A 26,920-nucleotide genomic window follows, 5' to 3' on the forward strand; every position below is an offset into this window, starting at 1 on the left:
TGGGGCGGCCAGTTGGTCACCCCGCCTTGATATACAACCTCAGTCGGCACCGGGCAGCAGCACCACCTTCTCCGAGCTGCCTTCATAGCAGCGCTGATAGGCCACCAGCGCCTGATCCAGCGCTACTTCGCGGAAGCCCTGCGGTAGCGGCAGTTCACCCCGATCGAAGTAGCGGCCGATGCGGTCGAGCAGCGCCACGCTTTCCTGCACCGTGTAGAGCAGCGAGTTGACCCCGACTATCACCCCGCCGCGGCGGTAGAGGCTGAGCACCGGCAGGTCGACGTGGCCGTCCACCGGCGCGGCGATCACGGCGATGCGGCCGAAGCGGGCGAGGGCGTTGACCGAGGCCGGCAGCCAGAAGCCGGTGGTGTCGAAGATCACTTCGGCGGCCTGGCCGAAGGCCTGTTCGACCTGGGTCGGCAGGTTTTCCGCGCTGCTCAGCAGGATCGCCTCGATGCCCGCGGCGCGCAGTTGCTCGCGCACTTCGGCGCGGCGCACCCCGGCCACTACCTGGGCGCCACGGGCGCGGGCCAGGGCCAGGGCGGCGTTGCCGACCGCGCCCGAGCCGATCACCAGCAAGCGCGTGCCGGCGCCGACCTGGCTGCGTTCGAGGGCATCCAGCGCAGTGATGTAGGGCACCCCGCAGGTCGCGGCCTGGGCGAAGCTGAGCGCCGCCGGTTTGCGCGCCACGGCATCGGCCGGCAGGCTGAGGTACTGCGCGTGGCTGCCCTCGCGGGTGAAGCCGAGTTCCTTGCCACTGCCCCAGACTTCCACGCCCTGCAGGTGCGCGGGGCCGGCGACGATCACGCCGGCATAGTCGCGCCCCGGAGTGCGCGGCAGGGTGGTGTAGGGGAAGCGGCCGAGGACGTTCTTCACGTCGCTGGGGTTGAGGCCGGCGGCCTTGATCTCGATAAGCACCTCGTCGGCCGCCGGGGTCGGGGTCGGCAGCTCGAGCAGATCGAGGGCGGCGAGGTCGCCGGTGCGGGAGAATTGCAGGGCTTTCATACAGGGTTGTCCTTCTGCCCGCCCAGTCTTGCCGGGCGGGCCGGGTGGCAGGGCTCAGCCTTGCAGCTGGGTGTCGATGCGGATCTCGCCGCTGAGCAGCTTGTGCAGTGGGCAGGCATTGGCGATGTCCAGCAGGCGCGCGCGCTGCGCTTCATCCAGCGCGCCATGCAAATCGATGCGACGCTCGATCTGCGTCAGCGCCGGCGGCGTCAGCTGTTCGGCGCTGATGAACAGCTCGACATCGATCCCCTCCAGGGCCAGGCCCTTGCGCTGGGCATACATGCTGACGGTGATGGCCGTGCAGGCACCGAGCGCCGACAGCAGCAGTTGATGCGGTGACGGCCCGCTGGCGCCGCCGCCGAGATTCTGCGGCGCATCGCCGAACCACTGGTGGGCGCCCTCCGACAGGGTGACCCGGTACGGGGTGCTGCCAATCGTGGCGGAGACGATTTCTGTGCTCATCCTGTTGCTCCTGTGCGGGTTCGGTTCTAGCCGCTTGTTCGCTCGCCGGTGGGCGGGAAGCTGGGCGATACGATAGAGAAACGGTCTGCCGGCGGGTAGTCGCGGCGATTCGCTCGCAGCGTTCCACGGGCGGAACGCTGCTGGGCGTGGCCCGCCGGGTGCGCCGCTTCAGCCGCGGTAATAGCGTTGCGGCACGAACGGCGTTTTGGCGACGTGCATGGCCACCCGCTTGCCACGCACCAGGGCCCAGACCTCGTTGCCCAGGGTTGCCTGGTCGCTCGAGAGATAACCCATGGCCAGCGGCGCGCCGAGGCTCGGGCCGAAGCCGCCACTGCACACCTGGCCGATCGCATGGCCGTCGGCATTGATGATTTGTGCACCCTCGCGCACCGGCGTGCGCTCCTGCGGCAGCAGGCCGACGCGTTTGCGCGCCACGCCATCGCGTTGCTGGGCGAAGATCCGCTCGGCGCCGGGGAAGCCGCCGGCGCGTGTGCCATCGCTGCGGCGCGCCTTGGACAGGGCCCAGCCGAGGCTGGCTTCGATGGGCGTGGTCGCCGTGCTCATGTCATGGCCGTAGAGGCACAGACCGGCCTCCAGACGCAGCGAGTCACGGGCGCCGAGGCCGATCGCTTCGACCTCCGGTTCGGCCAGCAGCCGGCGCGCCAGGGCTTCGGCCTGAGCCGTCGGCACGGAAATCTCGAAACCGTCCTCGCCGGTGTAGCCGGAGCGGCTGACATAGCAGTCGACACCCAACAGCTGAAGCTGGGCGAACTGCATGAAGGTCATGCTGCGCACCTGCGGCGCCAGGCGGGCCAGCACCTCGACCGCCTGTGGGCCTTGCAGGGCGAGCAGGGCGCGGGTCTTGAACAGGCTTTCGACCTCGCAATGTTCGCCGATGTGCTGGCGCAGGTGGGCCAGGTCCTGCTCCTTGCAGGCGGCGTTGACCACCAGGACCAGCTGGTCGCCGGCATTGGCCACCATCAGGTCGTCGAGGATGCCGCCGTGCCCGTCGGTGAACAGGGCATAGCGCTGCAGCCCGGCCGGCAGCTCGAGGATGTCCACTGGCACCAGGCTTTCCAGGGCCTGGGCCGCCCCCTGCCCGCGCAGGATGATCTGGCCCATGTGCGAGACATCGAACAGCCCGGCTTGGGCGCGGGTGTGCTGATGCTCCTTGAGCACGCCCAGCGGGTATTGCACCGGCATGTCGTAACCGGCGAAGGGCACCATGCGCGCGCCGAGTTCGAGGTGCAGGGCATGCAGCGGGGTGCGGGCGAGGGTTTCGGTGGTCATCTAATGCTCCAGTAAAGGTGTAAGAGCCTGTCTACGATCTGCTGTGCGTCGGCCAAACTGCGTTGAAAACGGCTTCGGAATGCTCATTTACAACGAGTAAACTCCGCTTCCTCAGCCGTTTTCGCCTTGTTTGACTCTAGCTCGCAAGATCGTAAACAGGCTCTAACGAGTGGCCGTTTTCCCTCTCCCCAACCCTCTCCCGTAAACGGGAGAGGGGGCTGTCCGCGGGCCGCCACTCCCCTCGCCCATTCATGGGAGAGGGGGCGGGGGAGAGGGTGCTGTTCAACATTCGATGATGTTCACCGCCAAGCCACCGCGGGCGGTTTCCTTGTATTTGCTTTTCATGTCGGCACCGGTCTGGCGCATGGTGCGGATCACTTTGTCGAGCGACACGTAATGCTTGCCGTCGCCGCGCAGGGCCATGCGCGCGGCGTTGATCGCCTTCACCGAGCCCATGGCGTTGCGCTCGATGCACGGCACCTGGACCAGTCCGCCGATGGGATCGCAGGTCAGGCCGAGGTTGTGCTCCATGCCGATCTCGGCGGCGTTCTCCACCTGCGGTGGGGTGCCGCCGAGCACTTCGCACAGCGCGCCGGCGGCCATCGAGCAGGCCACACCGACCTCGCCCTGACAGCCGACCTCGGCGCCGGAGATCGAGGCGTTTTCCTTGTAGAGGATGCCGATGGCGGCGGCGGTGAGCAGGAAGCGCTCGACGCCGTCGAGATTCGCCCCGGGGATGAAGCGCGTGTAGTAGTGCAGCAGGGCCGGGACTATGCCGGCGGCGCCGTTGGTCGGTGCGGTGACCACCCGGCCGCCGTTGGCGTTTTCCTCGTTGACCGCCAGGGCGTAGAGGTTGACCCAGTCGAGCACCACCAGGTTGTCGCGCAGGTTGGCCTCCGGGTGCTCGCTGAGCTGGCGGTACAGCGCGGCGGCGCGCCGTTTGACCTTCAACCCGCCGGGCAGGATGCCCTCGTTGCGGCAGCCGCTGGCCACGCACTCCTGCATCACTTGCCAGATCCGCTGCAGGCCGGCCGAGGTCTCGGCATCCGGGCGCCAGACCTTCTCGTTCTCGCGCATCAGCTGACTGATCGACAGGTCGTGGCTGGCGCACAGCTCCAGCAACTGCTTGCCGGAGGTGAAGGGGTAGGGCAGTTCGGTGCGGTCCTCGACGATGCGATTGAGGCCGGCGGCATTCTCGTCGACGACGAAACCGCCGCCCACCGAGTAGTACTCGCGGCCGCGCAACTGTAGGCCGGCGCGGTCGAAGGCGCGGAAGATCAGGCCGTTGGGATGGAAGGGCAGCGCCTTGCGGATGAACGCCAAGTGCTCCTTCTCGTTGAACGGGATCGGCTTGATGCCCAGCAGCTTGAGCTGGCCGCTGCTGCGCAACTCTTCCAGGCGCGTGGGGATGCTCTGGGTGTCGACCAGATCCGGCTGTTCGCCTTGCAGGCCGAGCAGCACCGCCTTGTCGCTGCCATGGCCCTTGCCGGTGGCGCCGAGCGAGCCGTACAGCTCGACCTTGATGCAGGTGGTGGCGGCGAGCAGGCCGTCGTCCTGCAAGCCTTGGGCGAAACGGGCGGCCGCGCGCATCGGTCCCACGGTGTGCGAGCTGGATGGGCCGATGCCGATTTTGAACAGGTCGAAGACGCTGAGTGCCATAACCTTGGAGCTTCTGCTGAGCGAGTGACTCTTATCTGTCAGCGTAGACCGGGATGCTGCCGCACCGCGCGACACCTGACCGCCAGCAGCTTCAGGCTGCGCTGCGCGATATCTTTGCGGGCGCTGCTTGATATTTTGAACGGGCGATGCGTATTTTGTACGCGTCGCTCATGTGGAGCGGTATCTGTATCTACAAGGATAAGAAGTCATGACTACCGACGGCCGCAGTTCGCTCGCCGAACGCTTGTCCGGCATCGATGAAATCGAGTGTGTAACCCCTGACCTGAATGGTGTGCCGCGCGGCAAGGTGATGACCGCCGAAGGCTTCCTCGAGGGGCGGCGCCTGCAATTGGCCCGTGGCGTGCTACTGCAATGCATCATGGGCGGTTATCCGCCGGCCAGCTTCTACGGCAGCGATGACGGCGATCTGGCGCTGAATGCCGACCCCGCGCAGATCCACCGCCTGCCCTGGAGCGACAGCCCGCGCGCCCTGGCCATCTGCGATGCCGATGAACTGGATGGCCGCAGTTCCGGGCTGTCGACCCGTGCCCTGCTCAAGCGGGTGATCGCCAACTATGCCGCACGCGGCTTGGCGCCGGTGGTGGCGACCGAGCTGGAGTTCTTCGTCTTCGCCCCCAACAGCGACCCGCAGCAACCCTTCCAGCCGCCGCTGGGCCTCGACGGGCGCCGCGAGGCCGGTTATTCGGCGTTCAGCGTCGCTTCCAACAGCGGACTGCGACCGTTCTTCGAGGAGGTCTACCGCTGCATGGCGGCGCTCGGTCTGCCGCGCGACACCTTCATGCACGAGATGGGCGTCAGCCAGTTCGAGATCAACCTGCTGCACGGCGACCCGCTGCTGCTGGCAGACCAGACCTTCCTGTTCAAGCACCTGCTCAAGGAAGTGGCGCTCAAACACGGCCTGATCGTGGTGTGCATGGCCAAGCCGCTGGCCAAGACGCCGGGAAGCTCCATGCACATCCATCAGAGCGTGGTGGAACAGGACAGCGGGCGGAATATCTTCAGCGACGCGGCAGGCGAGGCGACGCCGGCGTTCTATCACTTCATCGGCGGTCAGCAGGCGGCGCTGGCCGACTTCACGCTGCTGTTCGCGCCGAACGTGAATTCCTACCAGCGCCTCTGCCACCCCTACGCTTCGCCGAACAATGCCTGCTGGTCGCACGACAACCGCGCCGCCGGCCTGCGCATTCCGGCCAGCTCGCCGGTGGCGCGGCGGGTGGAGAACCGCCTGCCGGGCGCCGACGCCAATCCCTATCTGGCCTTGGCCGCCAGCCTGGCCGCCGGTCTGTACGGGATCGAGCAGGAGTTGCAGCCGAGTAAGCCGATCCAGGGCGTGTTCGAGGTGCCGGATGAGCTGAGCCTGCCGTGCACCATGCACGCGGCGATCGAGCGGTTGAAGCGCAGCCAGTTGGCGCGGGAACTGTTCGGCAGCGAGTTCATCGAAGGCTACATCGCGACCAAGACGCTGGAGCTGACCAGCTTCTTCGATGAAATCACCCCCTGGGAACGGCGTGTCCTCGCCGCCCAGGCCTAAGAACCTGTCTACGATCTGCTGCGCGTCGGTCAAACTGCGTTGAAAACGGCCTCGGAATGCTCATTTACAACGCGTAAACTCCGCTTCCTCAGCCGTTTTCGCCTTGTTTGACTCTAGCTCGCGAGATCGTAAACAGGCTCTAACAGGCTGTCGTGCTAGTGGTCTGTACGGCTAGTTGCTGAACTCAAGTTCTGATGACTGGGGTTCTGAGAGCCTGTTTACGATCTCGCGACTGCAGACGCCAAAATTGGCTAATTTGAACTAGCCACACAGGCCACTAACATTCGGCACGGAGGCGCCCAGCAGTCCATGCGAGTCATCTGGAAATCCTTCAGAGCGCTGTATTTCGCTACCCTGCTGATGCTGATCGGTTCCGGTCTGCTCAGCACTTACCTGGCGCTGCGCCTGGCCGGGCGGGTCGATGGCCTGTGGGTCGGCGCGCTGATGGCGGCCAACTACTTCGGCCTGGTGCTCGGCGGCAAGCTTGGCCACCGGCTGATCGCCCGGGTCGGGCATATCCGCGCCTATGTCGCCTGCGCCGGCGTGGTTACCGCCGCGGTGCTCGGCCATGGTCTGCTCGACTGGCTGCCGGCCTGGCTGGTGCTGCGCGCGCTGGTCGGTCTGGGCATGATGTGCCAGTACATGGTGATCGAGAGCTGGCTCAACGAGCAGGCCGAGGCGAGCCAGCGTGGCCAGGTGTTCTCCGGCTACATGATCGCTTCCTACCTCGGGCTGGTGCTGGGGCAACTGGCGCTGGTGCTGCATCCGGGGCTCGGCCCGGAGCTGTTGATGCTGGTGGCGCTGTGCTTCGCCCTGTGCCTGGTACCGGTGGCGCTGACCCGCAAGCTGCACCCGGCGCCGCTGCATCCGGCCCCGCTAGAGCCGCGTTTCTTCCTCGAGCGGGTGCCGCAGTCGCTGACCACTGTGCTGGTGTCAGGGCTGGTCATCGGCGCCTTCTACGGCTTGGCGCCGCTCTATGCCACGCAACAGGGGCTGGGCACCGAGCAGGTCGGCCTGTTCATGGGTAGCTGCATCCTCGCCGGGCTGCTGGTGCAGTGGCCGCTGGGCTGGTTGTCCGACCGCCGCGAGCGTGCCGGCCTGATCCGTGGCTGCGCGATCCTGCTAGCCCTGGCCGCGCTGCCGCTGGCGCTAATGCCGCAGGTTCCGCTGCCGTTGCTGTTTGCGGTCGGCTTCCTGGTCTGCCTGCTGCAGTTCTGTCTCTATCCGCTGGCCGTGGCCTTCTCCAACGACCATGTCGAGGCCGAGCGGCGGGTTTCCCTGACGGCCATGCTGCTGGTCACCTTCGGCGTCGGCGCCTGCATCGGGCCACTGCTGGGCGGGGGGCTGATGCGTCTGCTGGGGGCCAACATGCTGTATGCGTTCATCTGCCTGTGCGCCTTGCTGCTGGCCTTGCGGGTGCGGCCGGATGCGGTGACCCATCTGCACCAGGTCGAGGATGCGCCTCTGCACCATGTGGCCATGCCGGACAACCTGACCAGCTCACCGCTGGTGGCAGCGCTCGATCCGCGGGTCGACGAGCAAACGGTGCAGGAGCAGATGAAGGGGGAGCCGCAGTCGGCCGAGGCAAAGACCTGAGCGTCTGTTCAGGCTCTTTCTGCTCTTGTTGGATTTAGGCGCGCGGCGACGAAGCCCAGCTCATGGCGTTTGTCGTGCCACTGCGATCCTGGCCAGGCATCGCTGTTGGGCTTCGCGGAGCTCAGCCCAACCTACAAACTTGGTTCACTGCAGCGCCGGTGTTCAGAGCTCGTCGCGGCGTGCTTCGCGCTGCAGTTGATAGACGAAACGCTCGATCTGTCGCTGCTCCAGGCCGCTCATGCGGTGGAAGCGCATGCCGGCAAAGCTCAGGTCGAGTTTTTCCTCGTATTGCACATGGCGCAGCTCCACCGAGGTGGTCATCGCGCCGAAGGGCAGGTGGGCGGTGAATTGCTCGTAGACCTGGCCCGCTTGCAGTTGCTTGCTGACGTCACCGGGGAAGCGCAATTTGCAACCGGTGGCGGAGATGTCCAGCAGTTGCCCCTTGATCGCCGGTTTCAGTTTTTCCCCGGCCAGTTCGATATTGATCAGCTGCGTCTGCTTCAGCGGGGCGCGGAAAGCATTGCGGCGCTGATGGTAGTGGACCTCGACGGGCAGGGCGCTCCAGTAGCAGCGATGGCCGTCGAACTCGCCGGCCTGCACCGGCTGCAGGCATTCCCAGGCGATCCGCACGCCATCATGGAAGCCTTCGACTTTGAAGCTCTCGCCGTTAGTGAGAAAACGCTCTCCATCGTTCGGCATCAGTTCGTCGAAGGCCAGGTAGCCGCGCTCGCGGTCGACCTCGATCAGGTAGCTCTGAAAGCGCTGACTGCGCTCATGGAAGGTGATCACCAGCGGATCGTGATGCTGTTGCAACTGACGCAGGTTGGCGAAGATTTCCAGGGGCGCCTTGAGAATCTTCGGCGGCTGCGGGCCATTATCCGCGTTGAAGGGGTTGGACACGGTCCACAAATCTCCGAACTGACTCCGGCATCAGCATACTGGCGTTGTGCCGGTATGTCCCCTGTGCCTTGCTTATGAGTGGATTCAGGCCTGGCTGAGCGGGCGCTGCGTGGCGATTCTAGCGGTGCTGCCACGGCTGTCATAGAGCCCCGGCGTGTCGCTACCGCCGCGCAGAATGCCCAGCACGCTGCTGACCGAGGTCTGATTGGCGCGGATGATCCGGCCGTTGCGCAGGTTGGCGGTCTGGCAGCTTTCCAGCAGCTCACCGAGTTCGTCACTGCGCGCCAGCAGTTCGGCGCCTTGACTGGAGCGGCTGGCCAGGGCCTCAAGGCCGGCGCGATCGGCGCTCAGCTGCAGGCTGGCGAGCAGTTGGCTGCGCTCGCTGCCATGTTGGGCGAGCTGGGCGAGCAGCGGTTGTTTCTCGCCTAGCAAGCTTTCCAGGCGCGGCAAGTCGCGTTCGCCGAGCGCCGCGAATTCGGCATCGATCAGCTCAAGTAAGCGCTGGGCCGCGTCGATATCCTGGGTGAACAGTTGCAGCAGGGTAGTGTCGTGCATCGCGGGCTCTGGGCGTCAGGCGGCGAGAGTCCCCAGCGCAGCCCGGAGACTAGCGCTGGGATTCAAAATCGAGCAGTTTGCTGGCGACACGCTGGCTGTCGACTTGGTAGCTGCCGTCGGCAATCGCCTGCTTCAGGCGTTCTACGCGCTCCTTGTCGACGACTGGCTGCGCGCTCAGTTTTTCGGTGACTTGCTGCAACTGCTGTGCCTCCTGGCTGAGTTGCACAGACTCGCCGACTTTCGGGGTCTGAGCCTGTTCGGCAGACACCTGGGCCGGAGCGGTTTGGCTGGTGCCGACGGCCTCGTTGCGGGCGCCAGCCTGGGTGCCGCTGGTGCGCCCAGTGCTACTGGGGGCGGCGGTGTTGGGCCGGTTGAAGTCGATGACCATGATGCTAAACCTCGGACGGTGTTTGGACGCTTGCCTAGCTTGTCGGCCGTCCTTGAAAAAACTTTAGGGCAAAAAAATGAGCATTACGTCGCGAAAATCGGGCTATTGCTGCAGTTTAGGAAATCGCCAGCGCGTTGCGCCAGCAAAACCCTGACTACATCGCCACTTCGACCTGCCCCGGGCCGATCACCAGGGCCTTGATCACCCGCTGCGAGGTCTGGTTACGCACCCGGATCTGTGCGCCAGGCGCCCCATCGGACAATGCCTCGCCGGCCATGCGCACCTTGATACTGCCGCTGCGGGCGCTGATCACTACCTGGTCGCCCTTGCGTACGGCTTCGGCCATTTGCAGATGCACCGGTGCCAGCACCTGGTCCGGCAGCAGCGGCCGCGTCAGTTTCTTGCCGAGCGCCTGCCCCTGATCGGTCAGATAACCCTGGTTGAGCAGGCCGACATCGCGCTCGACCAGCGCCAGGTCGGCCTCGCTGACGATGCCGTTGCGCTTGAGCGGGCGGGTGACGATCAGTACATCCCGGTACAACCGCACCTGCGCCGGCACGAATAGGGTCCAGGGCGAACTGCCGTCGCAGCGCACGCGGACTGTGACTCGGCCGATGGGCTGGGCTGGGCTTTCCAGCGAGGCTGTCAAATCCTTGTCGCACAACGGTAGGCGCAGGCGCGGATCGAGACGGTTGACCTGGATCTCATGGCGGCCCGAGATTGCGCTGCGCTGCAAATAGTCTTCGACGGCCACCTCAAGAAAACCCTGGGTGACGCCGATAAGTTGCTCAGGCAGGGTGGTGTCGGCGTGGCTCGCGGCGCTGTAGCCGAACCCTAGCAGTGCAGGTAAAACAGTCAGGCAGAATCTGTGGCTTTTTGCCATCAGCTGTCGAAAAAATGTCGTTGTCACGTTCATAACGGCTTCAAAGCAAGGCCCGTGCCGTCTGGCAGGTTGAGGGCGCACTAAAAAGAGGAAGCAGGGCATGGCCGGCGTAATGGACTCGGTTAACCAGCGCACGCAACTGGTCGGGCAGAACCGGCTGGAGTTGCTGCTGTTCCGTCTGGATGGCAGACAGCTGTATGGCATCAACGTGTTCAAGGTGAAGGAGGTGCTGCAGTGTCCGAGACTCACCGTCATGCCGAAATCCAACCCGGTGGTGCGCGGCGTGGCGAATATCCGTGGCGGCACCATTCCGATTCTCGATCTGGCGCTGGCCACCGGCCGGACCGGGCTGGATGACCTGGCCAACAGCTTCGTCATCATCACCGAATACAACACCAAGGTGCAGGGCTTCCTGGTGCGCTCGGTAGAGCGCATCGTCAACATGAACTGGGAAGAGATCCTGCCGCCGCCCAAGGGCACCGGCCGCGAGCATTACCTGACCGCGGTCACTCGCCTGGATCAGCAGTTGGTGGAGATCATCGACGTGGAGAAGGTCCTCGCCGAAGTGGCACCGACTTCCGAGGTGATCTCCGCTGGCGTCATCGATCAGGAAACCCAGAGCAAGGCCACCAGCAAGCGTGTGTTGATCGTCGACGACTCCTCCGTGGCGCGTAAGCAGGTGATGCGCTGCCTGCAGACGGTCGGGGTCGAGGTGGTGGCGCTGAACGACGGCCGCGAAGCCCTCGACTACCTGCGCCAACTGGTCGACGCAGGCAAGCGGCCGGAGGAGGAGCTGCTGATGCTGATTTCCGACATCGAGATGCCGGAGATGGATGGCTATACCCTGACCGCGGAAATTCGTCACGATCCGCGCATGCAGAAGTTGCATATCCTCCTGCATACTTCGCTTTCCGGTGTGTTCAACCAGGCGATGGTGAAGAAGGTGGGGGCGGATGACTTCCTCGCCAAGTTCCGTCCGGATGACCTGGCTTCGCGAGTGGTCGAACGCATCAAGACAGTGGATGCAGGCTGATCGCCTGGCTCTTGGCAATCTAAATGTTGGGTGAGGCGGCCTTAGTGTCTTCAGGTGATGTGGATTTCGAGCAGTTCCGGATTTTCCTGGAAAAAGCCTGCGGCATCCTGCTGGGCAGCAATAAGCAGTATCTGGTTTCCAGTCGGCTGAACAAGTTGATGGAGCAAAACGGCATCAAGACCCTTGGCGAGCTGGTGCAGCGCATGCAGGGGCTGCCACGCAGTGGCTTGCGCGAGCAGGTGGTGGATGCCATGACCACCAACGAAACCCTGTGGTTTCGCGACACCTATCCGTTCGAGGTGTTGAAGGGCCGGGTGCTGCCGGAGCTGGTCAAGGCCAACCCCAGCCAGCGCCTGCGCATCTGGTCGGCGGCCGCCTCGTCGGGGCAGGAGCCCTATTCGCTGTCGATGGCGATCGACGAATTCGAGCGCAGCAACCTCGGGCAGTTGCGCGGTGGCGCGCAGATTCTCGGCACCGATCTGTCCAGCTCCATGCTGCAGGCCTGCAAGGCCGGCGAATACGACAGCCTGGCGATCGGTCGGGGGCTGTCGCAGGAGCGCTTGCAGCGCTATTTCGACAGCACTGCGCCGGGGCGCTGGGCGGTCAAACCGGCCATCCGCAGCCGCGTGGAATTCCGCGCGCTCAACCTGCTGGACAGCTACGCGGCGCTGGGCAAGTTCGACATCGTGTTCTGCCGCAACGTGCTGATCTACTTCTCCGCGGAAATGAAGAAGGACATCCTGCAGCGCATTCACGCCACCCTGAAACCCGGCGGCTATCTGTTCCTCGGCGCCTCCGAGGCGCTCAATGGCCTGCCCGATCACTATCAGATGGTGCAATGCAGCCCGGGAATCATCTACAAGGTGAAGTAAGCACGATCTTGCTGACAGGAAGGGGAGGCCATGGGCCTCCCTTTTTCATGTCTTGCCGGGTGTGGCGGGCTAAACCAGCGTCAGCTTCACATCGATATTGCCCCGCATGGCGCTGGCTATGAGGCTGCGCCGGATCGGCCGAGGAGTAATCCTAGCTGACTGGCTGACACAGACTGACGGTGCATGTGCGCTTCAGAAGCGGGGGCTTTCGGGGACGCGTGCAGTTGCTGCGGTTTGGCAGAGGGTCAGCCAGTCGATGAATTGGGCGAACAGTTCGGCCTGCGAGCTTATTTCCAGCTTGGTGTAGAGGTTCTTGCGGTGCATGCGCACGGTTTCCGGCGAGATCTCCAGCACCCGGGCGCTGGACTTGGCCGAGTGGCCGCGCAGCAGCAGGCGGCAGACCTCCTGTTCGCGCTCGGTCAGCACCTGCTGGCCGAAGCTCAGGAAGGCGCTGGGGAGTTGTTGGTTGAATGTGCCGGGCGCGGCGGCTTCCACGGCCATGCTGGGGCCGAAGCTGTTGCCCCAGTACTGGTGGGCCAGTTCGCGGACGATTGGGTCGAGGGCACGCAGGACGGCCAGTTGTTCCGCGCTGAAGCGGGTGGTGCTGAGACCGTTGTAGAGGCAGATGGAGATCTTCGCCTGCTCACCCACATCGAGGATGAAGTAGCAGTCCTCCACCGAACCGGCCCCCAGGTAATAGGCCTTGTAGTACTCACTGCTGAAGAAGTCGTCGGGGGCGATGTCCGCCAGGGAATAGAAACCTTCGGCCAGCCCCTCTTCCACCGCTAGGCAGAAGGGGTCGAGCAGGTAGCCGCGGGAGAAGTAGCGGCGGATCACCTGTTGGCGGTTCTCGGCGGGAATGCCGCGCTCGTAGAGCAAGGTAGGGGCGCGCCCCTTGCGCTCCAGGCTGATCATCACCGACTCGACCTTTACCAGGCTGTCGATCGCATCGATCAGCGCGGCCGGCAATTCGGGACCATGGCTGGCTGCCAGGGCTCTGGCCAGTACACTGTGCCAGCGCCCCAGGGAGTCCAGGGAGATGCTTTGCATGGGCGGTGACCTCGTTGTTCTTGTCTGGTCTGCGACTGCAGGATAACAGCAAGCGCGGCTGGCGATTGCTTACCCCCAAATGAGGTATGGCTGGGGAGCGCGCGCACTCCTTAGGCTGCAAGGCAGGTTCCAGAGAGGAAAGCAACGCCATGCAAGCATTCGACCCCACCCTTTTCGCCAGCTTCGACGACGCCGCGCTGGTGGCCGCCGACAAGGCCCACTACATGCACGGCTACCATGTGTTCGATGAGCACCGGGCCAATGGCTCGTTGAACATCGCCGCGGGCGAGGGCGCCTATATCTACGACACCGCCGGCAATCGCTACCTGGATGCCGTGGGTGGCATGTGGTGCACCAACGTCGGCCTGGGCCGCGAGGAGATGGTCCAGGCCATCGCCGAGCAGACGCGCCAACTGGCCTATTCCAATCCGTTCTGCGACATGGCCAACCCGCGCGCCATCGAGCTGAGCAAGAAGCTCGCCGAACTGGCTCCGGGCGACCTCGATCACGTGTTCCTCACCACCGGCGGCTCGACCGCGGTGGATACCGCGATCCGTCTGGTGCACTACTACCAGAACTGTCGCGGCAAACGGGACAAGAAGCAGATCCTGACCCGTTTCAATGCCTATCACGGCTCGACCTACCTGGGCATGTCCCTGGGCGGCAAGCAGGCCGACCGGCCGGCGGAGTTCGATTTCCTCCAGGACGGCATCCATCACCTCAGCTGCCCCTACTACTACCGGGCGCCGGCGGGGCTCAGCGAGGCCGACTTCCTCGACGCCCTGGTCCGCGAGTTCGAGCAGAAGATTCTCGAGTTGGGCGCCGACAAGGTGGGGGCCTTCATCTCCGAGCCGGTATTCGGCTCCGGCGGGGTGATAGTGCCGCCGGAGGGCTACCACCGCCGCATGTGGGAAATCTGCCAGCGTCATGACGTGCTCTACATCGCCGACGAGGTGGTCACCTCGTTCGGCCGGCTCGGCCATTTCTTCGCCTCCGAGGCGGTGTTCGGCGTGCAACCGGACATCATCACCACCGCCAAGGGGCTGACCTCGGGCTACCAGCCGCTGGGCGCCTGCATCTTCTCCGAGCGGATCTGGGCGGTGATCGCCGAACCCGAGCAGGGCCGTTGCTTCACCCACGGCTTCACCTATTCGGGGCACCCGGTGGCCTGCGCCGCGGCGCTGAAGAACATCGAGATCATCGAGCGCGAGGGCCTCCTGGCGCATGCCGACGAGGTCGGTCGCTATTTAGAGGAGCGCCTGCAGAGCTTGCGCGATCTGCCCATAGTCGGCGACGTGCGGGGGCGCCGTTTCATGGCCTGCGTCGAGTTCGTCGCCGACCAGACCAGCAAGGCGCTGTTCCCCGAGGCGCTCAACATCGGCGAGTGGGTGCATCTGCGGGCGCAGAAGCGCGGCTTGCTGGTGCGGCCGATGGTGCACCTGAACGTGATGTCGCCGCCGCTGATCCTGACCCGCGAGCAGGTCGATTTCATGGTCGAGGTGCTGCGCGAGAGCATCCTGGAAACCCTGGAGGACCTGAAGCTGGCCGGGCACTGGTAAGCCCTTCGCAGACCACTGGCAACCGGCGCCGGTGCTGGCTGCCGATCCGGCGCGAACCCCAGGTTCGCGCGCCCTGACATGAGGAATTTCCACTGTGGACGAGAATAAAAACAAGGTCCTGCGGTTCCGCGATGTAACCCTGTACACGGTCTCCGCAATGCTGTTCATGGACCAGATTGCGCTGGCCGCTTCGCTCGGCTCCACCAGCCTGTTCTGGTGGGCCTATGTGCTGATCCTGCTGTTCGTGCCCATGGCCATGATGACGTCGGAACTGGGCACCACCTTCCCCAACAACGGCGGCGTCTACCATTGGGTACGCACCGCCTTCGGCTTCAAGTGGGGCGCGCGGGTGTCCTGGATGTACTGGGTCAACAACGCGCTGTGGATGCCCTCTGTTTATATCCTCTTCGCCGGCATGCTCAGTGCGTTCTATTTTCCCGAGCTCGGCCTGTGGGCGAAGATTTCCATCGGCATCAGCCTGGCCCTGCTCACGGCGGCCTTCAACGCGGTGGCGCTGCGCATCGGCAAATGGCTGCCGAACATAGGCGCGATCCTCAAGCTGATCGCCGTGCTCGCCCTGGGCATAGGCGGGATCGGCTACGGCCTGCGCGAGGGCTTCGCCAACCCCTTCACCCTGGAGGCCATCCTGCCGTCGTCCGGGCACGAGATCGCCGCCCTGGGGATCATGGTCTACGGCATCATGGGCACCGAACTGGCCTGCTGCAGCGCGGGGGAAATGCTCAACCCGAAGCGCGACATTCCCCGCGCCGTGCTGGTCTCGGGGGTGATCATCGCCGTCTTCAACGTCTTCGGAACCCTCGGCGTGCTGGCCGCAGTGCCGCAGGACAAGACCGACGTCACCCAGATCTTCGCCGGCTCGCTGTTCAACATGTACGGCCATGATGGCCTGGGCGGGTTGTTCGCCAACCTGATCGGCTGCTTCGTGCTGTTCACCCTGTTCACCAACATGGTCACCTGGAGCATGGGCACCAACCGCGCCGCTGTCGAAGCGGCCAAGGGCGGCGAGTTTCCGGCACTGTTCGGCGTGGTCCACCCGAAATACCAGACGCCGATCGGCTCGGCGCTGCTGGCCTCGCTGGTGAGCGTGGCGCTGCTGGTGGTCTACGGTCTGGTGGCGGACAGCGCCGATGAGCTGTTCTGGACCCTGCTGTCGATCTTCGCGATGATTTTCATGATGCCTTACGTGCTGATGTGCCTGGCCTTCATCAAGCTGCGCCTGACCGATGACCGGCCGCGGCCGTTCCGCCTACCGCTGGGCAATCGCGCGGCCTGCCTGTGGGCGGCGATAGTCGGCCTGCATGTGCTGGCGGGCATAGTGCTGTTCGTGGTCACCCCGGGCGAGCCGATGGACTGGGGCTATGCCGGCAAGATCCTGATCGGCGTGGCCCTGGCCCTGCTGGTCGGCGAAGGGGTGATTCGCGTCGGCAAACAACGCAAGCAACGCATGCAGGTGGCCGCGGGTCTGGTTTGAGGAACAGACGCGGACCTCAATCCTCCTGTACAGTCGTTCAGGGACTCGCCCAGGCTCGGTGCCCGGGCGCGCCACACGACAGGCCAGAGGAGATGCGCCAGGATGACTCAGGAAGCCCGTTTTTCCCGTCTGGAGCCAGGGCTGCGCAAGGCGCACCTGATCGACGCCACCCTCGCCTGCCTGAAGCGCCATGGTTTTCAGGGCGCCTCGATCCGCAAGATCTGCGCGGAGGCGGGCGTTTCGGTTGGGCTGATCAGCCACCATTACTCGGGCAAGGACGAGCTGGTCGCCGAGGCTTACCTGGCGATCACCGGGCGGGTGATGAACCTGTTGCGCGAAGCCATTGCCCAGGCGGCTCCCAGCGCGCGGGCGCGGCTGTCGGCGTTTTTTCGCGCATCCTTTTCCGCCGAACTGCTCGATCCACAACTGCTGGATGCCTGGCTGGCGTTCTGGGGCGCGGTGAAAACCGCGGAGGCGATCAACCAGGCGCACGAGCATTCCTATGGTGAATACCGCGCCGTGCTCGCTCAGGCGCTCGGCGGACTGGCCGGCGAGGAGGGCTGGAGCGACTTCGATGCCGACCTCGCGGCGATCAGCCTGAGCGCGCTGCTCGATGGGCTGTGGCTGGAGTCAGGGTTGAATCCCAGCACCTTCACCCCGGAGCAGGGGGTGCAGATCTGCGAGGCCTGGGTCGATGGTCTGCAGGCAGGCGGCAGGCAGCGCTTTCGACGGGCGACCGGCAGCTGTTGATCGCTTGTTCAGCAGCGGATACTCTGCTGCGGCTAGACACTGCCTAGCGCACCACGACTAATAAGAAACACGCCCCGAACCAGGTTCGGTGGCAAACCCAGGGCGAAGGCGATGGCTCCACGTGTATTGATCGTCGACGACGATCCGCTGATTCGCGAACTCCTTCAGGCCTACCTCGCGCGGGAAGGCTACGAGGTGCAGTGCGCCGCCACCGCCGAGCAGGCCGAAGCCTGCCTGGCGGCCAGCCCGGTCGATCTGGTCATGTTGGACATCCGCCTGCCGGGCAAGGATGGCCTGACCCTCACCCGCGAACTGCGGGTCCGCTCGGAAGTCGGCATCATCCTGATCACCGGCCGCAACGATGAGGTCGACCGTATCGTCGGCCTCGAGTGCGGGGCGGACGACTACGTGATCAAGCCGCTGAATCCCCGCGAGCTGGTGTCGCGGGCTAAGAATTTGGTGCGCCGGGTGCGCCATGCCCAAGCCCAGAGCGCCCCCGCGGCGAAACAGCAGCTGAGGCAGTTCGCCGGCTGGACCCTGGACACAGATCGCCGCCGCCTGATCGACCGCGCTGGCGGCGAAACCCTGCTGACCCACGGTGAATACCAGCTGCTCTGTGTGTTCCTGCGTAACGCCGGGCACACCCTCAGTCGCGACCAGTTGATGGACCAGATCCGCAACCGCGAATGGCTGCCCAACGACCGTTCCATCGATGTGCTGGTCGGCCGGCTGCGGCGCAAGCTGCATGACGATCCGGCCGAGCCGCAGTTGATCATCACCATCCATGGGGCCGGCTACCTGTTCACCGCCAGTGCCGGCGACGGCTGATTGCCATGCTGCGCGCCTGCACCCTGTTGCTCCTGCTCATGACCACGGCTGTGCCGGCGGCTGAACGCATCCGCTATTGCGATTACCCGGTCTATCCGCCGATCTCCTGGAGCGATGGCCAGCAGGTGCGCGGCCTGGCGCCGCAGGTGGTCAAGACGCTGCTCGGCAAGCTGGGCTACGAGGTCGAGGTGGTGGTGCTCGGCAACTGGAAGCGCTGCCTGCTGGACGCCGCCGAGGGGCGTGTGGATGTGGTGCTGGCCTACAGCACCCCGCAGCGCGAACAGGACCTGCTGTTCTCCCACGTGCCGGTGCTGCGCGAAGAGGTGGCGATCTTCATCAATCGCCGGCATCCGCTGCGGGTCGAGCGCCTCGAAGACCTGGCGAACTACCGCGGCGGCCTGCTGTTCGGCGAGAGCTATGGCGCGGACTTCGACCGCTTCGTCAGCCGGCACGGCAACATCGAGTGGGTGTCCGATAATCGACAGAACTTCGGCAAGCTGATTCGCGGGCGCATCGACTTCATCGCCCACGAGCGGCGCACCGGACAGCTGTTCGTCGAGCACCTGCCGGGGGCCGCGGACATCCAGGCCTTGCCGATGTCCCTGACCGTGGACTACCTGCGCCTGGCGGTATCGCGCCGTTCGGCCCTGGCGGCGCGCCTGCCGGAGATCGACATGGAGCTGCAACGGCTGGTGGAGTCCGGCGCGATCGAGCGCTGGCTGAGCGAGAGCGAGGCCGCCTACCGCGCCCTCGGCCGCCCGGAGTCCGCACGATGAGCGGCGTAGCGGTTTCGAGCGGGCTGCTGCGGCGCCTGTTGCTGTTCATCCTGCTGTTCAGCCTGTGCTTCACCCTGCTGGCCGGCGCGGTGCAGCTGTATTTCGAATACCGGCGGGAGATGCGCGACATCGAGACGCGCCTGGAACTGATAAGGACCGGCTACCTGGCCAGCTTCGAGCGCAGCCTGTGGGATCTCAACCAGGAACAGTTGAACGTGCAACTGCGCGGTCTGGTGGATTTTCCCGACATCGCCCGCGCGCGCCTGCGCAGCGCCGATTTCGACCTGGTCCAGGGCGCCGAGCAGCCACCGGGGCCCTTGCGGCTGGAGCGTTTCCCGCTGAGTTATCAGCCGCCGCAGGGGGAGGCGCGGCATCTCGGCGAGCTGGAAATCGGCATCGACCTCGGCGCGGTCTATCGGCGTCTGTACTCCACCGGGCTGACCAGTCTGTTGTGGATGGGCGTATTCCTCTGCGGTCTGGCGGTCGCCCTGTCCTGGCTGTTCCACCGCCTGGTCACCCGTCATCTGCGGGTCATGGCCGATTTCGCCCGGCGCATCGCCGTGGGCGACTGGCACGAGGCCCTGCGCCTGGACAAGCAGGCCGGAACCCGAGCGGACGAAATCGACACGGTGGCGCACGCGCTGGATGACATGCGCCGGGCCATCCTCAGCGATATCCAGCGCCGCGAGGCGGATCGCCTGGCCCTGCAGGACAAACGCGACGAATTGCAGAAGAGGGTCGAGCGCCGCACCGCCAGCCTGCGGCGCGCCAAGGAGGAAGCCGAGGCTGCCAACCTGGCCAAGTCGCGTTTCCTCGCCACCATGAGCCACGAGCTCCGCACCCCGCTCAATGGCATCCTCGGCATGGCCGAGTTGTTGCGCGGCGCCGCCCTCGACGAGCGCGAGCGGGCACGCCTGGAGGCCCTGTACAAGGCGGGCGAGGGGTTGCTGGCGATCCTCGATGAGGTGCTCTATTTCGCCCGGCTCGAGGAAGGCGAAAGCCGCCCGGAGCTGGTCGACTTTTCCCTCCCCCAGCTGGTCGATCAGGTGCTCACCCTGCTGGAGCCGCGGGCCCAGGCCAACCGCACCGAATTGCAGTGCCGCTTCGACCCGCAAGTGCAGGAGCGCTGCCGGGGCGCCGAGCAGTTCCTGCGCCAGGTGCTGAGCAACCTGCTGGCCAACGCAATCAAGTTCACCGAGGCCGGGGAGGTCAGTGTCGCGGTCCGCTTGCTGGCGCAAGAGCCCGGTGGTCAGCGTCTGCGCATCAGCGTGACGGACAACGGCATCGGCATTCCCCTGGCCCTGCAGGGCAAGATCTTCGAGCGTTTCACCCAGGCCAGCGACGAGGTGGCGCGGCGTTACGGCGGCACCGGGCTGGGGCTGGCGATCAGCAAGCGGTTGGTGGAACTGCTGGGCGGGCGGATCGGGGTGGAGAGCCGGGAAGGCGAGGGCAGTTGTTTCTGGTTCGAGCTCAGCCTGGCGCGGGCCCAGCGCAGCGCAGCCGTGGTCGCCGCGGCGCCGCCGGGGCGGGCACTGGACATCCTGGTGGTGGAGGATGTCGCGCTCAACCGCGAGGTGGTGTCCGGCCTGCTGGAGCGCGAGGGCCATAGGGTTAGCCTGGCCGAGGATGCCGAGCCGGCCCTGGCGCTGTGTCGGGCGCAGCGCTTCGACCTGATCCTGCTCGATGTGCATCTGCCCGGGCTGAGCGGGGTCGAGCTGTGCCGGCTGATCCGTGGCGGCGCCGCCGGGGTCAATACTGACACCCGCATTCTCGCCCTCACCGCCAGCGTGCAGCCGGCGCTGGTGCGCGGCTATCTGGATGCCGGCATGCAGGGCGTGCTGGCCAAGCCGCTGAAACTGGAAAACCTGCGCCGTGCCCTGGCCGGGTTGGACAGCGCGCAACCCCCGGCGGCCGCCGTCGAGCTGGTCGACTGGCAACTGCTGCAGACCCACCGCACCTTGCTCGGCGAGCAGAAGCTCATGGGCTTGCTGGAATTGTTGCGCGACATGCTCGCACAGCATCGAGCGGCGTTGCTGGAGGCCTTGGGGGCGGGCGACTGTGCGGAAGTGGCACAGCTGGCCCATCGCCTGGCCGGCAGCAGCGATTCGCTGGGCTTCCGTGCCCTGGCCGCCAGCCTGCGGCAGCTGGAGGAGACGGCCCTGGCCGGCAACGCACAGGCCCTGCACGAGCTCCAGCCCGAGCTGCAGGGTGTGCTGCAGCGCTCGCAGGACGCTCTGCTCGGGTTGTTGCAGGCATCCGCCTGAGCGCGAACAAATTCCTTACGACTTTTTACATCTTCGATCCTGGCGTTCAACGCGACCTTACATCGTCTTCCAATAATCGGCCTGACCCCGCGCGCAAGACGCGGCTCTCGAAGCTTATTGGAGACAACAACAATGAACTGCCGTAAAGCTTACCCCGCCGTCCGCAACGAGCAGCGCTCGTCCCGCCTTCGCGCCTGCCGCACCCAGGAGGTGCGCCATGGCTGAAGCCCAAGAACGACAAGGCATTCAACTGACCCGCGCGCTGAAGAGCCGGCACATCTTCATGCTGTCCCTCGGCGGGGTGATAGGTACCGGGCTGTTCATGGGCTCCGGCGTCACCATCAACCAGGGTGGGCCGCTGGGCGCGGTGCTGGCCTATCTGGTGGCCGGTCTGTTGATGTACCTGGTGATGGTCTGCCTCGGCGAACTGTCGGTGCAGATGCCGGTGTCCGGCTCCTTCCAGGCCCACGCCACGCGCTATATCGGGCCGGCCACCGGCTTCATGATCGGCTGGGTGTACTGGATGAGCTGGGCCACCACCGTGGGTCTGGAGTTCACCGCGGCGGGCATGCTGATGACCCGCTGGTTCCCCGACATCCCGATCTGGTACTGGTCGGCCTTCTTCGTCGCCGTGCTGTTCGGCCTGAACGCCCTGGCCACCCGCGCCTTCGGCGAGGCCGAGTACTGGTTCTCGGGGATCAAGGTCGCGGCGATCCTGATCTTCATCGTGGTCGGCGCCCTGGTGATTTTCGGTGGCCTGCCCCTGCAGAACGGTGACCCGGCACCGCTGCTGTCCAACCTGATCGGCGATTCGTTATTCCCCAACGGCATCTCGGCGGTGTTCGCGGTGATGATGACGGTGGTCTACGCCTTCCAGGGCTGCGAGATCATGGGCGTTGCCGCCGGCGAGACCGATCAGCCGGAGAAGAGCATTCCCCAGGCCGTGCGCAACGTGGTGTTCCGCGTACTGATCTTCTACGTGCTGGCGATCCTGGTGTTGTCCGCCATCGTGCCCTGGCAGCAGGCCGGGCTGATGGAGAGCCCGTTCGTCCAGGTGTTCGACATGGTCGGGATTCCCTACGCCGCCGACCTGATGAACTTCGTCATCCTCACGGCGATTCTCTCGGTGGGTAACTCGGGGCTCTACGCGTCCACGCGGATTCTCTGGGCGATGTCGAAGACCGGCATGGCGCCGAAAAGCCTGTCGACCTTGAGTTCGCGCGGTGTGCCCTTGCGTGCTCTGAGCATCACCCTGTGCTTCGCGCTGATCTCGCTGCTGACCAGCTTCATCGCCGCCGACACGCTGTTCATGGTGTTGATGGCGGTCAGCGGCATGTCCGGCACCGTGACCTGGATAGTCATCGCGCTGGCGCAATACCGCTTCCGCCGTGCGCACCTGAAGGCCGGCGGCACGCTTGCCGAGCTGAAGTACTCCGCACCGCTGTATCCCTTCATACCGCTGGCGTGCATCGCCCTGTGCAGCTCGCTGTTCGTGTTCCTGGCCATCGACCCGACGCAGCGGCCTTCGCTGTACTGGGGCTTCGGCTTCATCGCGATCTGCTATGCGGCTTACTTCCTGATCAACCGCAAGCGCCAAGGTCTGGCGCAGACGCCGGTGCTCGACCCGTCGGCCTGATCTGTCTGACTGAAAAGGCGCGGCAGAGCGATCTGCCGCGCTTTTTCATTTCCGTAATGGGCAGATTTCGAGTTGTTCAAAGATGTAACAGCGCTTCGCCCGGCTAGCCCGTGGCTCGCATTTTTATTCAGTAAAAACAAATGGTTAGTTGATTTGTTTGAGCGTTACACAGGCTTTCGGGCTGGATTGCGGCCTTACTGAACACTTGTTTAGTATCTCCCCGTGCAATTCCCTAGCTCATGGCCAACACAACAAGACGAGGACACCCATGACCACTCAAGCGACCCTGCTCAGCCAGGTGGAAGCCGGCATCGCCTGGATCACCCTGAATCGTCCGCAGCAGCGCAACGCGCTGGACATCCCGACGTTGAAAGCCCTGCACGCCTTGCTGGATAAGCTGAATGCCGACCCGGCCGTGCGCGTGCTGGTGCTCACCGGCAACGGCAAGAGCTTCTGCGCCGGCGCCGACCTCGCCGAATGGGCCGAGGCCGAAGCGCGCGGCGCCCTGGAAAGCTACGGCTGGACGGAAGCCGCCCACGCCCTGATGAGCCGCCTGCACAGCTTCGACAAGCCGACCATCGCCGCCATCAACGGCACCGCCGTCGGCGCCGGGATGGATCTGGCCCTGTGCTGCGACTTCCGCCTGGCTACCCAGTCGGCGCGCTTCAAGGCCGGCTACACCGGCATGGCCTACTCGCCGGACGCCGGCGCCAGCTGGCACCTGCCACGCCTGATCGGTAGCGAACAGGCCAAGCGTCTGCTGTTCCTCGACGAACTCTGGAGTGCCGAGCGCGCCCTGGCCATCGGCCTGGTCGGCGAAGTCTGCGCCGACCAGCAACTGTTGGAGGTGACCGGCGAGCTGGCCGCGCGCCTGGCCAGCGGCCCGACTTTCGCCTTCGCCCAGACCAAGCAACTGATGCGTGAAGGTGCGCAGCGCAGCTTGCCCGAGCAGCTGAGTGCGGAACTCGCCGCCGGCCTGCTCTGCGGCCGCAGCGAGGACGGCGCCGAGGCGCTGCGCGCCGCGGTGGAAAAACGCACCCCCCATTTCATTGGCCGCTGATTCGTCAGCCCCCAGCCAGAGGACCCGGATATGAACTTCCAACTGAGCCAAGAACAAGAAATGCTGGTCGACGCGGTGAAGAGCTTCGTCGACAAGGAACTGCTGCCCCATGAAGAGGCCGTCGACCGCGCCGACGCGGTGTCGCCGGAGCTGGCCGCGCAGATTCGCGGCAAGGCCATAGCCGCCGGTTTCTATGCGTTCAACATGCCGGAGGAAGTCGGCGGCGGTGGCCTCGACTACCTGTCGCAGGCCCTGATCGAGCGTGAGCTGGCCAAGTGTTCCTGGGCGCTGCACGTGTTCGTCGCGCGGCCGTCGAAGATCCTCATGGCCTGCAAGGGCGACCAGATTCGCGACTACCTGCTGCCGTGCGTCCAGGGCGAGAAGATCGACTGCTTCGCGCTCACCGAACCGGGCGCCGGCTCCGACGCCAACGCGATCAAGACCCGCGCCGTGCGCGACGGCGACGATTTCGTGCTGAACGGCAGCAAGCACTTCATCAGCCACGCCGGGCACGCCGATTTCGCCATCGTCTTCGCCGTCACCGACACCTTTGAGAAGAATGGCAAGAAGCGCAACGCGGTGACCTCCTTCCTGGTGGACAAGGGCACCCTGGGCATGACCGTGCGTCGTGGGCCCAAGTGCGTCAGCAACAAGGGCTACCACACCTACGAGATCTTCTTCGACGACTGCCGCGTGCCGGCCTCGAAAGTGCTCGGCGAAGTGGACAGGGGCTGGGAAGTCGCCAACGCCTGGCTCACCGCCGGGCGGGTGATGGTTGCCGCCAACTGCGTCGGCCAGGCCCAGCGCGCACTCGACCTGTCGCTGCAATGGGCGGCGGATCGCAAGCAATTCGGCCAGCCCATCGGCAGCTACCAGGGGGTGTCGTTCAAGCTGGCCGACATGGCCACGGAAATCCGTGCCGCCGAGCTGCTGACCCTGCACACCGCCTGGAAGATGGACCAGGGCACTATGACCGATGGCGAGGCCGGCATGGCCAAGCTGTTCGCCAGCGAAGTGCTCGGCCGGGTGGTCGACGAGACGGTGCAGATCTACGGCGGCATGGGCCTGATGGACGAAGGTCCGGTGGAACGCATCTGGCGCAACGCGCGGATAGAGCGGATCTGGGAAGGCACCTCGGAAATCCAGCGCCACATCATTTCCCGCGAGCTGCTGCGGCCGTTGCTGCGTTGATCGGGGGGATGACCATGAGCAAACGCGAAAACCTCAAGCGCCTGCTGGCGCCCCGCCATCTGGCCTTCATCGGCGGGCGCAGCATGGCGCGTGCCCTCAAGCGCTGCGCCGAAGGTGGCTATCAAGGTCAGCTATGGCTGGTCAACCCGCAGCACGCCCAGCTCGAAGGCGTGCCTTGCGTGGCCAGCGTGGCGGATTTGCCCTGTGGGCCGGATGCGGTGTTCATCGCCACCAACCGCGAGCTGACCCTGAGCACCGTTGCCGAGCTCGCCGCCAAGGGCGCGGGCGGGGCGATCTGCTACGCCTCCGGCTTCGCCGAGACCGGCGCCGAAGGCCAGGCCCTGCAAAACCAATTGCTCGACGCGGCCGGCGACATGGCGCTGCTCGGGCCCAACTGCTACGGCCTGCTCGACTATCTGCACGGCGCCGCCCTGTGGCCGGTGGCCCACGGCGGCAAGCCGGTGGACAAGGGCGTGGCGGTGCTGACCCAGAGCGGCAACTTCGCCTACAACCTGTCGATGAGCGACCGCTCGCTGCCAGTGGCCTACATGGCCTCGGTGGGCAACCAGGCGCAACTCGGCGTGGCCGAACTGATGGACGTGCTGCTCGACGAGCCGCGCGTCACCGCCATCGGCCTGCACCTGGAAGGCCTGAAAAATGTCCCGGGCTTCGCCCGTGCGGCGCACAAGGCGCTGGAGAAAGGCATCCCGATCATCGCCCTGAAGACCGGCGTGTCGCAGATCGGCGCCGAACTGGCGCTCAGCCACACCAGCTCGCTGGCCGGCTCCGATGCGCTGTATGACAGCCTGTTCGAGCGCCTCGGGGTGATCCGCGTCAGCGGCCCGGTGAGCTTCGTCGAAACCCTCAAGGCCGCCGCTTGCGGCAATCTTCCCGCTGGCGGCGACCTGATCGCCCTGGCCTGCTCCGGCGGCGATGCCGGACTGATCGCCGACTACGCCGAACGCAATGGCTTGCAGCTGCCGAAGCTGGGCGACCGCCAGCGCGGCGAACTGGCCGAAGTTCTCCCGGGCTATGCCAACATCGCCAACCCGCTGGACTTCACCACGGCCATCTGGGGCGACCGCGAAGCGCTCGACCGGATGCTCGACAGCGCCCTGCGCAGCGCGGCGGATGCGGCCTTGCTGGTGCTCGATTACCCCGGCGAAGCTACCGGCGAGCGCCCGCAGTGCGACCTGCTGCTGGAGCTGTACTGCGCGGCCCTGGCACGCCACGGCAAGACCGGCTTCGTCGCCTCGGCCTTCCCCGAACTGCTGCCGGCCAGCGCCCGCGAGCGCCTGCACGCCCAGGGCGTCGCCGCCCTGCAAGGGGTCGAGGACGGTCTCGCCGCCTGGGGCCGCATCGCCCTGTACCGGCAGCGTCGCCAGGCCCTGCTGGCCCGCGGCGAGTCGAAGCGGGTGCCGCTCGGTCCGCAAGAGCTGGGCGGTGCCGGCGAGTGGCTCGATGAGTGGCAGTCGAAACAGGCCCTGCGCGCCTTCGGCCTGCCGGTGCCGCAGGGCGTGCTGAGCACCCCGCAACGGGCGCTGCAGGACGCCGAGACCCTGGGCTATCCGCTGGTGCTGAAGGCGGTCAGCGCGCAGCTGCCGCATAAGACCGAGGCCGGCGCGGTGGCGCTCAACCTGCGCGATGCGCCGGCCTTGCAGAACGCGCTGGAGCAGATGCGCCAGCGTATCGCCGAATACGCGCCGAGGGTGGCCTTCGACCAGGTGCTGCTGGAGCGCATGGCCAGCCCGCCGCTGGCCGAGCTGATCGTCGGCGTCAAGCGCGAGGCCGGCTTCGGCCTGGCCCTGGTGCTGGGCGCCGGCGGCATTCTCGTCGAGCTGCTCAAGGACAGCCGCAGCCTGCTGCTGCCGACCAACGACGCGGCGATTCGCGACGCCTTGCTGAGCCTGCGCAGCGCGCCCCTGCTCAACGGCTTCCGCGGCCGCCCGGCGGCCGACCTGGAGGCGCTGGTGACGGCCATCCGTGCGGTGGCCGACTACGCCTGCGAGAACGCCGAGCGCCTGCTGGAACTGGATGTGAACCCGCTGCTGGTGAGCGCCGACGGCGCCGTCGCGGTGGATGCGCTGATCCGCCTGGGCCAGCCCGGCAGACATTGAAG

Annotated in this window: 23 protein-coding genes; 14 read left to right on the forward strand and 9 right to left on the reverse strand. The window is 65.7% G+C overall.

Annotated elements, in window-relative coordinates:
* Positions 1 to 39: 39 nt before the first annotated feature.
* From D3880_RS08855 to D3880_RS08870, 4 genes are all read right to left on the reverse strand, one after another.
* Positions 40 to 1,005: a quinone oxidoreductase family protein gene (locus tag D3880_RS08855; RefSeq protein WP_119893100.1), complete on the reverse strand. Its 966-nt coding sequence runs from the start codon at positions 1,003 to 1,005 to the stop codon at positions 40 to 42.
* A 54-nt stretch (positions 1,006 to 1,059) separates the two neighbouring features.
* Entirely contained in the window at positions 1,060 to 1,467 is a 408-nt protein-coding gene (locus D3880_RS08860) for an OsmC family protein (RefSeq protein WP_119893101.1), read from the reverse strand.
* 168 nt (positions 1,468 to 1,635) lie between these two features.
* Positions 1,636 to 2,757: a glycine cleavage system aminomethyltransferase GcvT gene (gene gcvT / locus D3880_RS08865; RefSeq protein WP_119893102.1), complete on the reverse strand. Its 1,122-nt coding sequence runs from the start codon at positions 2,755 to 2,757 to the stop codon at positions 1,636 to 1,638.
* 282 nt (positions 2,758 to 3,039) lie between these two features.
* A complete protein-coding gene (locus D3880_RS08870) occupies positions 3,040 to 4,416 on the reverse strand; it encodes an L-serine ammonia-lyase (protein ID WP_119893103.1) in 1,377 nt (458 codons plus the stop codon).
* 310 nt (positions 4,417 to 4,726) lie between these two features.
* Between D3880_RS08870 and D3880_RS08875 the strand changes: the two genes are divergently transcribed.
* Positions 4,727 to 5,968, forward strand: coding sequence for a glutamine synthetase family protein (locus D3880_RS08875; RefSeq protein WP_177412195.1), 1,242 nt, complete (start codon positions 4,727 to 4,729; stop codon positions 5,966 to 5,968).
* Between the two features lie 309 nt (positions 5,969 to 6,277).
* Positions 6,278 to 7,564 (forward strand): MFS transporter, encoded by a 1,287-nt coding sequence (locus tag D3880_RS08880; RefSeq protein WP_119893105.1) that lies wholly within the window; start codon positions 6,278 to 6,280, stop codon positions 7,562 to 7,564.
* Positions 7,565 to 7,726: 162 nt separating this feature from the next.
* Here the strand turns inward: D3880_RS08880 and D3880_RS08885 are convergent, their stop codons facing one another.
* The 4 genes from D3880_RS08885 to flgA all read right to left on the reverse strand — a co-directional run bounded on the left by D3880_RS08885 (position 7,727) and on the right by flgA (position 10,323).
* Positions 7,727 to 8,464 carry a flagellar brake protein gene (locus D3880_RS08885; RefSeq protein WP_119893106.1) on the reverse strand — a complete coding sequence of 246 codons (738 nt, stop codon included), beginning with the start codon at positions 8,462 to 8,464 and terminating at the stop codon, positions 7,727 to 7,729.
* Between the two features lie 84 nt (positions 8,465 to 8,548).
* Positions 8,549 to 9,019 (reverse strand): flagella synthesis protein FlgN, encoded by a 471-nt coding sequence (locus D3880_RS08890; protein WP_119893107.1) that lies wholly within the window; start codon positions 9,017 to 9,019, stop codon positions 8,549 to 8,551.
* Between the two features lie 49 nt (positions 9,020 to 9,068).
* A complete protein-coding gene (gene flgM / locus D3880_RS08895; protein ID WP_119893108.1) occupies positions 9,069 to 9,407 on the reverse strand; it encodes a flagellar biosynthesis anti-sigma factor FlgM in 339 nt (112 codons plus the stop codon).
* Between the two features lie 154 nt (positions 9,408 to 9,561).
* Complete coding sequence (gene flgA / locus D3880_RS08900) at positions 9,562 to 10,323, reverse strand: flagellar basal body P-ring formation chaperone FlgA (protein WP_119893109.1); 762 nt, start codon at positions 10,321 to 10,323, stop codon at positions 9,562 to 9,564.
* Between the two features lie 67 nt (positions 10,324 to 10,390).
* Here flgA and D3880_RS08905 point away from each other — a divergent pair, with 67 nt between their 5' ends.
* Positions 10,391 to 11,323, forward strand: coding sequence for a chemotaxis protein CheV (locus tag D3880_RS08905; RefSeq protein WP_119893110.1), 933 nt, complete (start codon positions 10,391 to 10,393; stop codon positions 11,321 to 11,323).
* A gap of 23 nt (positions 11,324 to 11,346) precedes the next feature.
* Positions 11,347 to 12,195 (forward strand): protein-glutamate O-methyltransferase CheR, encoded by an 849-nt coding sequence (gene cheR / locus D3880_RS08910; RefSeq protein WP_420800851.1) that lies wholly within the window; start codon positions 11,347 to 11,349, stop codon positions 12,193 to 12,195.
* A 192-nt stretch (positions 12,196 to 12,387) separates the two neighbouring features.
* Here the strand turns inward: cheR and D3880_RS08915 are convergent, their stop codons facing one another.
* A complete protein-coding gene (locus D3880_RS08915; protein WP_119893111.1) occupies positions 12,388 to 13,245 on the reverse strand; it encodes a helix-turn-helix domain-containing protein in 858 nt (285 codons plus the stop codon).
* Positions 13,246 to 13,394: 149 nt separating this feature from the next.
* Between D3880_RS08915 and D3880_RS08920 the strand changes: the two genes are divergently transcribed.
* From D3880_RS08920 to D3880_RS08965, 10 genes are all read left to right on the forward strand, one after another.
* On the forward strand, positions 13,395 to 14,804 hold the full coding sequence (locus D3880_RS08920; RefSeq protein WP_119893112.1) for an aminotransferase: 1,410 nt from the start codon (positions 13,395 to 13,397) through the stop codon (positions 14,802 to 14,804).
* 94 nt (positions 14,805 to 14,898) lie between these two features.
* The gene (locus tag D3880_RS08925) at positions 14,899 to 16,296 is read left to right on the forward strand and encodes an APC family permease (protein WP_119893113.1); all 1,398 of its coding nucleotides are present in this window, start codon (positions 14,899 to 14,901) and stop codon (positions 16,294 to 16,296) included.
* Positions 16,297 to 16,398: 102 nt separating this feature from the next.
* Positions 16,399 to 17,046: a TetR family transcriptional regulator C-terminal domain-containing protein gene (locus tag D3880_RS08930; RefSeq protein WP_119893114.1), complete on the forward strand. Its 648-nt coding sequence runs from the start codon at positions 16,399 to 16,401 to the stop codon at positions 17,044 to 17,046.
* 111 nt (positions 17,047 to 17,157) lie between these two features.
* Positions 17,158 to 17,874, forward strand: coding sequence for a response regulator (locus D3880_RS08935; protein WP_119893115.1), 717 nt, complete (start codon positions 17,158 to 17,160; stop codon positions 17,872 to 17,874).
* Positions 17,875 to 17,879: 5 nt separating this feature from the next.
* On the forward strand, positions 17,880 to 18,650 hold the full coding sequence (locus D3880_RS08940) for a substrate-binding periplasmic protein (protein ID WP_119893116.1): 771 nt from the start codon (positions 17,880 to 17,882) through the stop codon (positions 18,648 to 18,650).
* Entirely contained in the window at positions 18,647 to 20,914 is a 2,268-nt protein-coding gene (locus tag D3880_RS08945) for an ATP-binding protein (RefSeq protein WP_119893117.1), read from the forward strand. Before D3880_RS08940 ends, D3880_RS08945 begins: the two co-directional genes overlap by 4 nt.
* 217 nt (positions 20,915 to 21,131) lie before the next feature.
* Positions 21,132 to 22,550 carry an amino acid permease gene (locus tag D3880_RS08950; protein WP_119893118.1) on the forward strand — a complete coding sequence of 473 codons (1,419 nt, stop codon included), beginning with the start codon at positions 21,132 to 21,134 and terminating at the stop codon, positions 22,548 to 22,550.
* Positions 22,551 to 22,818: 268 nt separating this feature from the next.
* Positions 22,819 to 23,610: an enoyl-CoA hydratase/isomerase family protein gene (locus tag D3880_RS08955; RefSeq protein WP_119893119.1), complete on the forward strand. Its 792-nt coding sequence runs from the start codon at positions 22,819 to 22,821 to the stop codon at positions 23,608 to 23,610.
* A gap of 30 nt (positions 23,611 to 23,640) precedes the next feature.
* On the forward strand, positions 23,641 to 24,801 hold the full coding sequence (locus D3880_RS08960; protein WP_119893120.1) for an acyl-CoA dehydrogenase family protein: 1,161 nt from the start codon (positions 23,641 to 23,643) through the stop codon (positions 24,799 to 24,801).
* Positions 24,802 to 24,815: 14 nt separating this feature from the next.
* Positions 24,816 to 26,918, forward strand: a complete 2,103-nt coding sequence (locus D3880_RS08965; protein WP_420800852.1) for an acetate--CoA ligase family protein — start codon at positions 24,816 to 24,818, stop codon at positions 26,916 to 26,918.
* The last annotated feature ends 2 nt before the right edge of the window (positions 26,919 to 26,920 follow it).

Source organism: Pseudomonas cavernae (assembly GCF_003595175.1).
Classification (GTDB): domain Bacteria; phylum Pseudomonadota; class Gammaproteobacteria; order Pseudomonadales; family Pseudomonadaceae; genus Aquipseudomonas; species Aquipseudomonas cavernae.

Bases quoted from the DNA above. Each gene is read 5' to 3' on its own strand.
- D3880_RS08915 (WP_119893111.1), bottom strand. From the start codon at position 13,245: ATGCAAAGCATCTCCCTGGACTCCCTGGGGCGCTGGCACAGTGTACTG.
- gcvT (WP_119893102.1), bottom strand. From the start codon at position 2,757: ATGACCACCGAAACCCTCGCCCGCACCCCGCTGCATGCCCTGCACCTC.
- D3880_RS08855 (WP_119893100.1), bottom strand. From the start codon at position 1,005: ATGAAAGCCCTGCAATTCTCCCGCACCGGCGACCTCGCCGCCCTCGAT.
- flgA (WP_119893109.1), bottom strand. From the start codon at position 10,323: ATGAACGTGACAACGACATTTTTTCGACAGCTGATGGCAAAAAGCCAC.
- flgM (WP_119893108.1), bottom strand. From the start codon at position 9,407: ATGGTCATCGACTTCAACCGGCCCAACACCGCCGCCCCCAGTAGCACT.
- cheR (WP_420800851.1), top strand. From the start codon at position 11,347: ATGTTGGGTGAGGCGGCCTTAGTGTCTTCAGGTGATGTGGATTTCGAG.
- D3880_RS08955 (WP_119893119.1), top strand. From the start codon at position 22,819: ATGACCACTCAAGCGACCCTGCTCAGCCAGGTGGAAGCCGGCATCGCC.
- D3880_RS08860 (WP_119893101.1), bottom strand. From the start codon at position 1,467: ATGAGCACAGAAATCGTCTCCGCCACGATTGGCAGCACCCCGTACCGG.
- D3880_RS08890 (WP_119893107.1), bottom strand. From the start codon at position 9,019: ATGCACGACACTACCCTGCTGCAACTGTTCACCCAGGATATCGACGCG.
- D3880_RS08965 (WP_420800852.1), top strand. From the start codon at position 24,816: ATGAGCAAACGCGAAAACCTCAAGCGCCTGCTGGCGCCCCGCCATCTG.
- D3880_RS08935 (WP_119893115.1), top strand. From the start codon at position 17,158: ATGGCTCCACGTGTATTGATCGTCGACGACGATCCGCTGATTCGCGAA.
- D3880_RS08950 (WP_119893118.1), top strand. From the start codon at position 21,132: ATGGCTGAAGCCCAAGAACGACAAGGCATTCAACTGACCCGCGCGCTG.
- D3880_RS08875 (WP_177412195.1), top strand. From the start codon at position 4,727: ATGACCGCCGAAGGCTTCCTCGAGGGGCGGCGCCTGCAATTGGCCCGT.
- D3880_RS08870 (WP_119893103.1), bottom strand. From the start codon at position 4,416: ATGGCACTCAGCGTCTTCGACCTGTTCAAAATCGGCATCGGCCCATCC.
- D3880_RS08930 (WP_119893114.1), top strand. From the start codon at position 16,399: ATGACTCAGGAAGCCCGTTTTTCCCGTCTGGAGCCAGGGCTGCGCAAG.
- D3880_RS08945 (WP_119893117.1), top strand. From the start codon at position 18,647: ATGAGCGGCGTAGCGGTTTCGAGCGGGCTGCTGCGGCGCCTGTTGCTG.
- D3880_RS08960 (WP_119893120.1), top strand. From the start codon at position 23,641: ATGAACTTCCAACTGAGCCAAGAACAAGAAATGCTGGTCGACGCGGTG.
- D3880_RS08920 (WP_119893112.1), top strand. From the start codon at position 13,395: ATGCAAGCATTCGACCCCACCCTTTTCGCCAGCTTCGACGACGCCGCG.
- D3880_RS08940 (WP_119893116.1), top strand. From the start codon at position 17,880: ATGCTGCGCGCCTGCACCCTGTTGCTCCTGCTCATGACCACGGCTGTG.
- D3880_RS08880 (WP_119893105.1), top strand. From the start codon at position 6,278: ATGCGAGTCATCTGGAAATCCTTCAGAGCGCTGTATTTCGCTACCCTG.
- D3880_RS08905 (WP_119893110.1), top strand. From the start codon at position 10,391: ATGGCCGGCGTAATGGACTCGGTTAACCAGCGCACGCAACTGGTCGGG.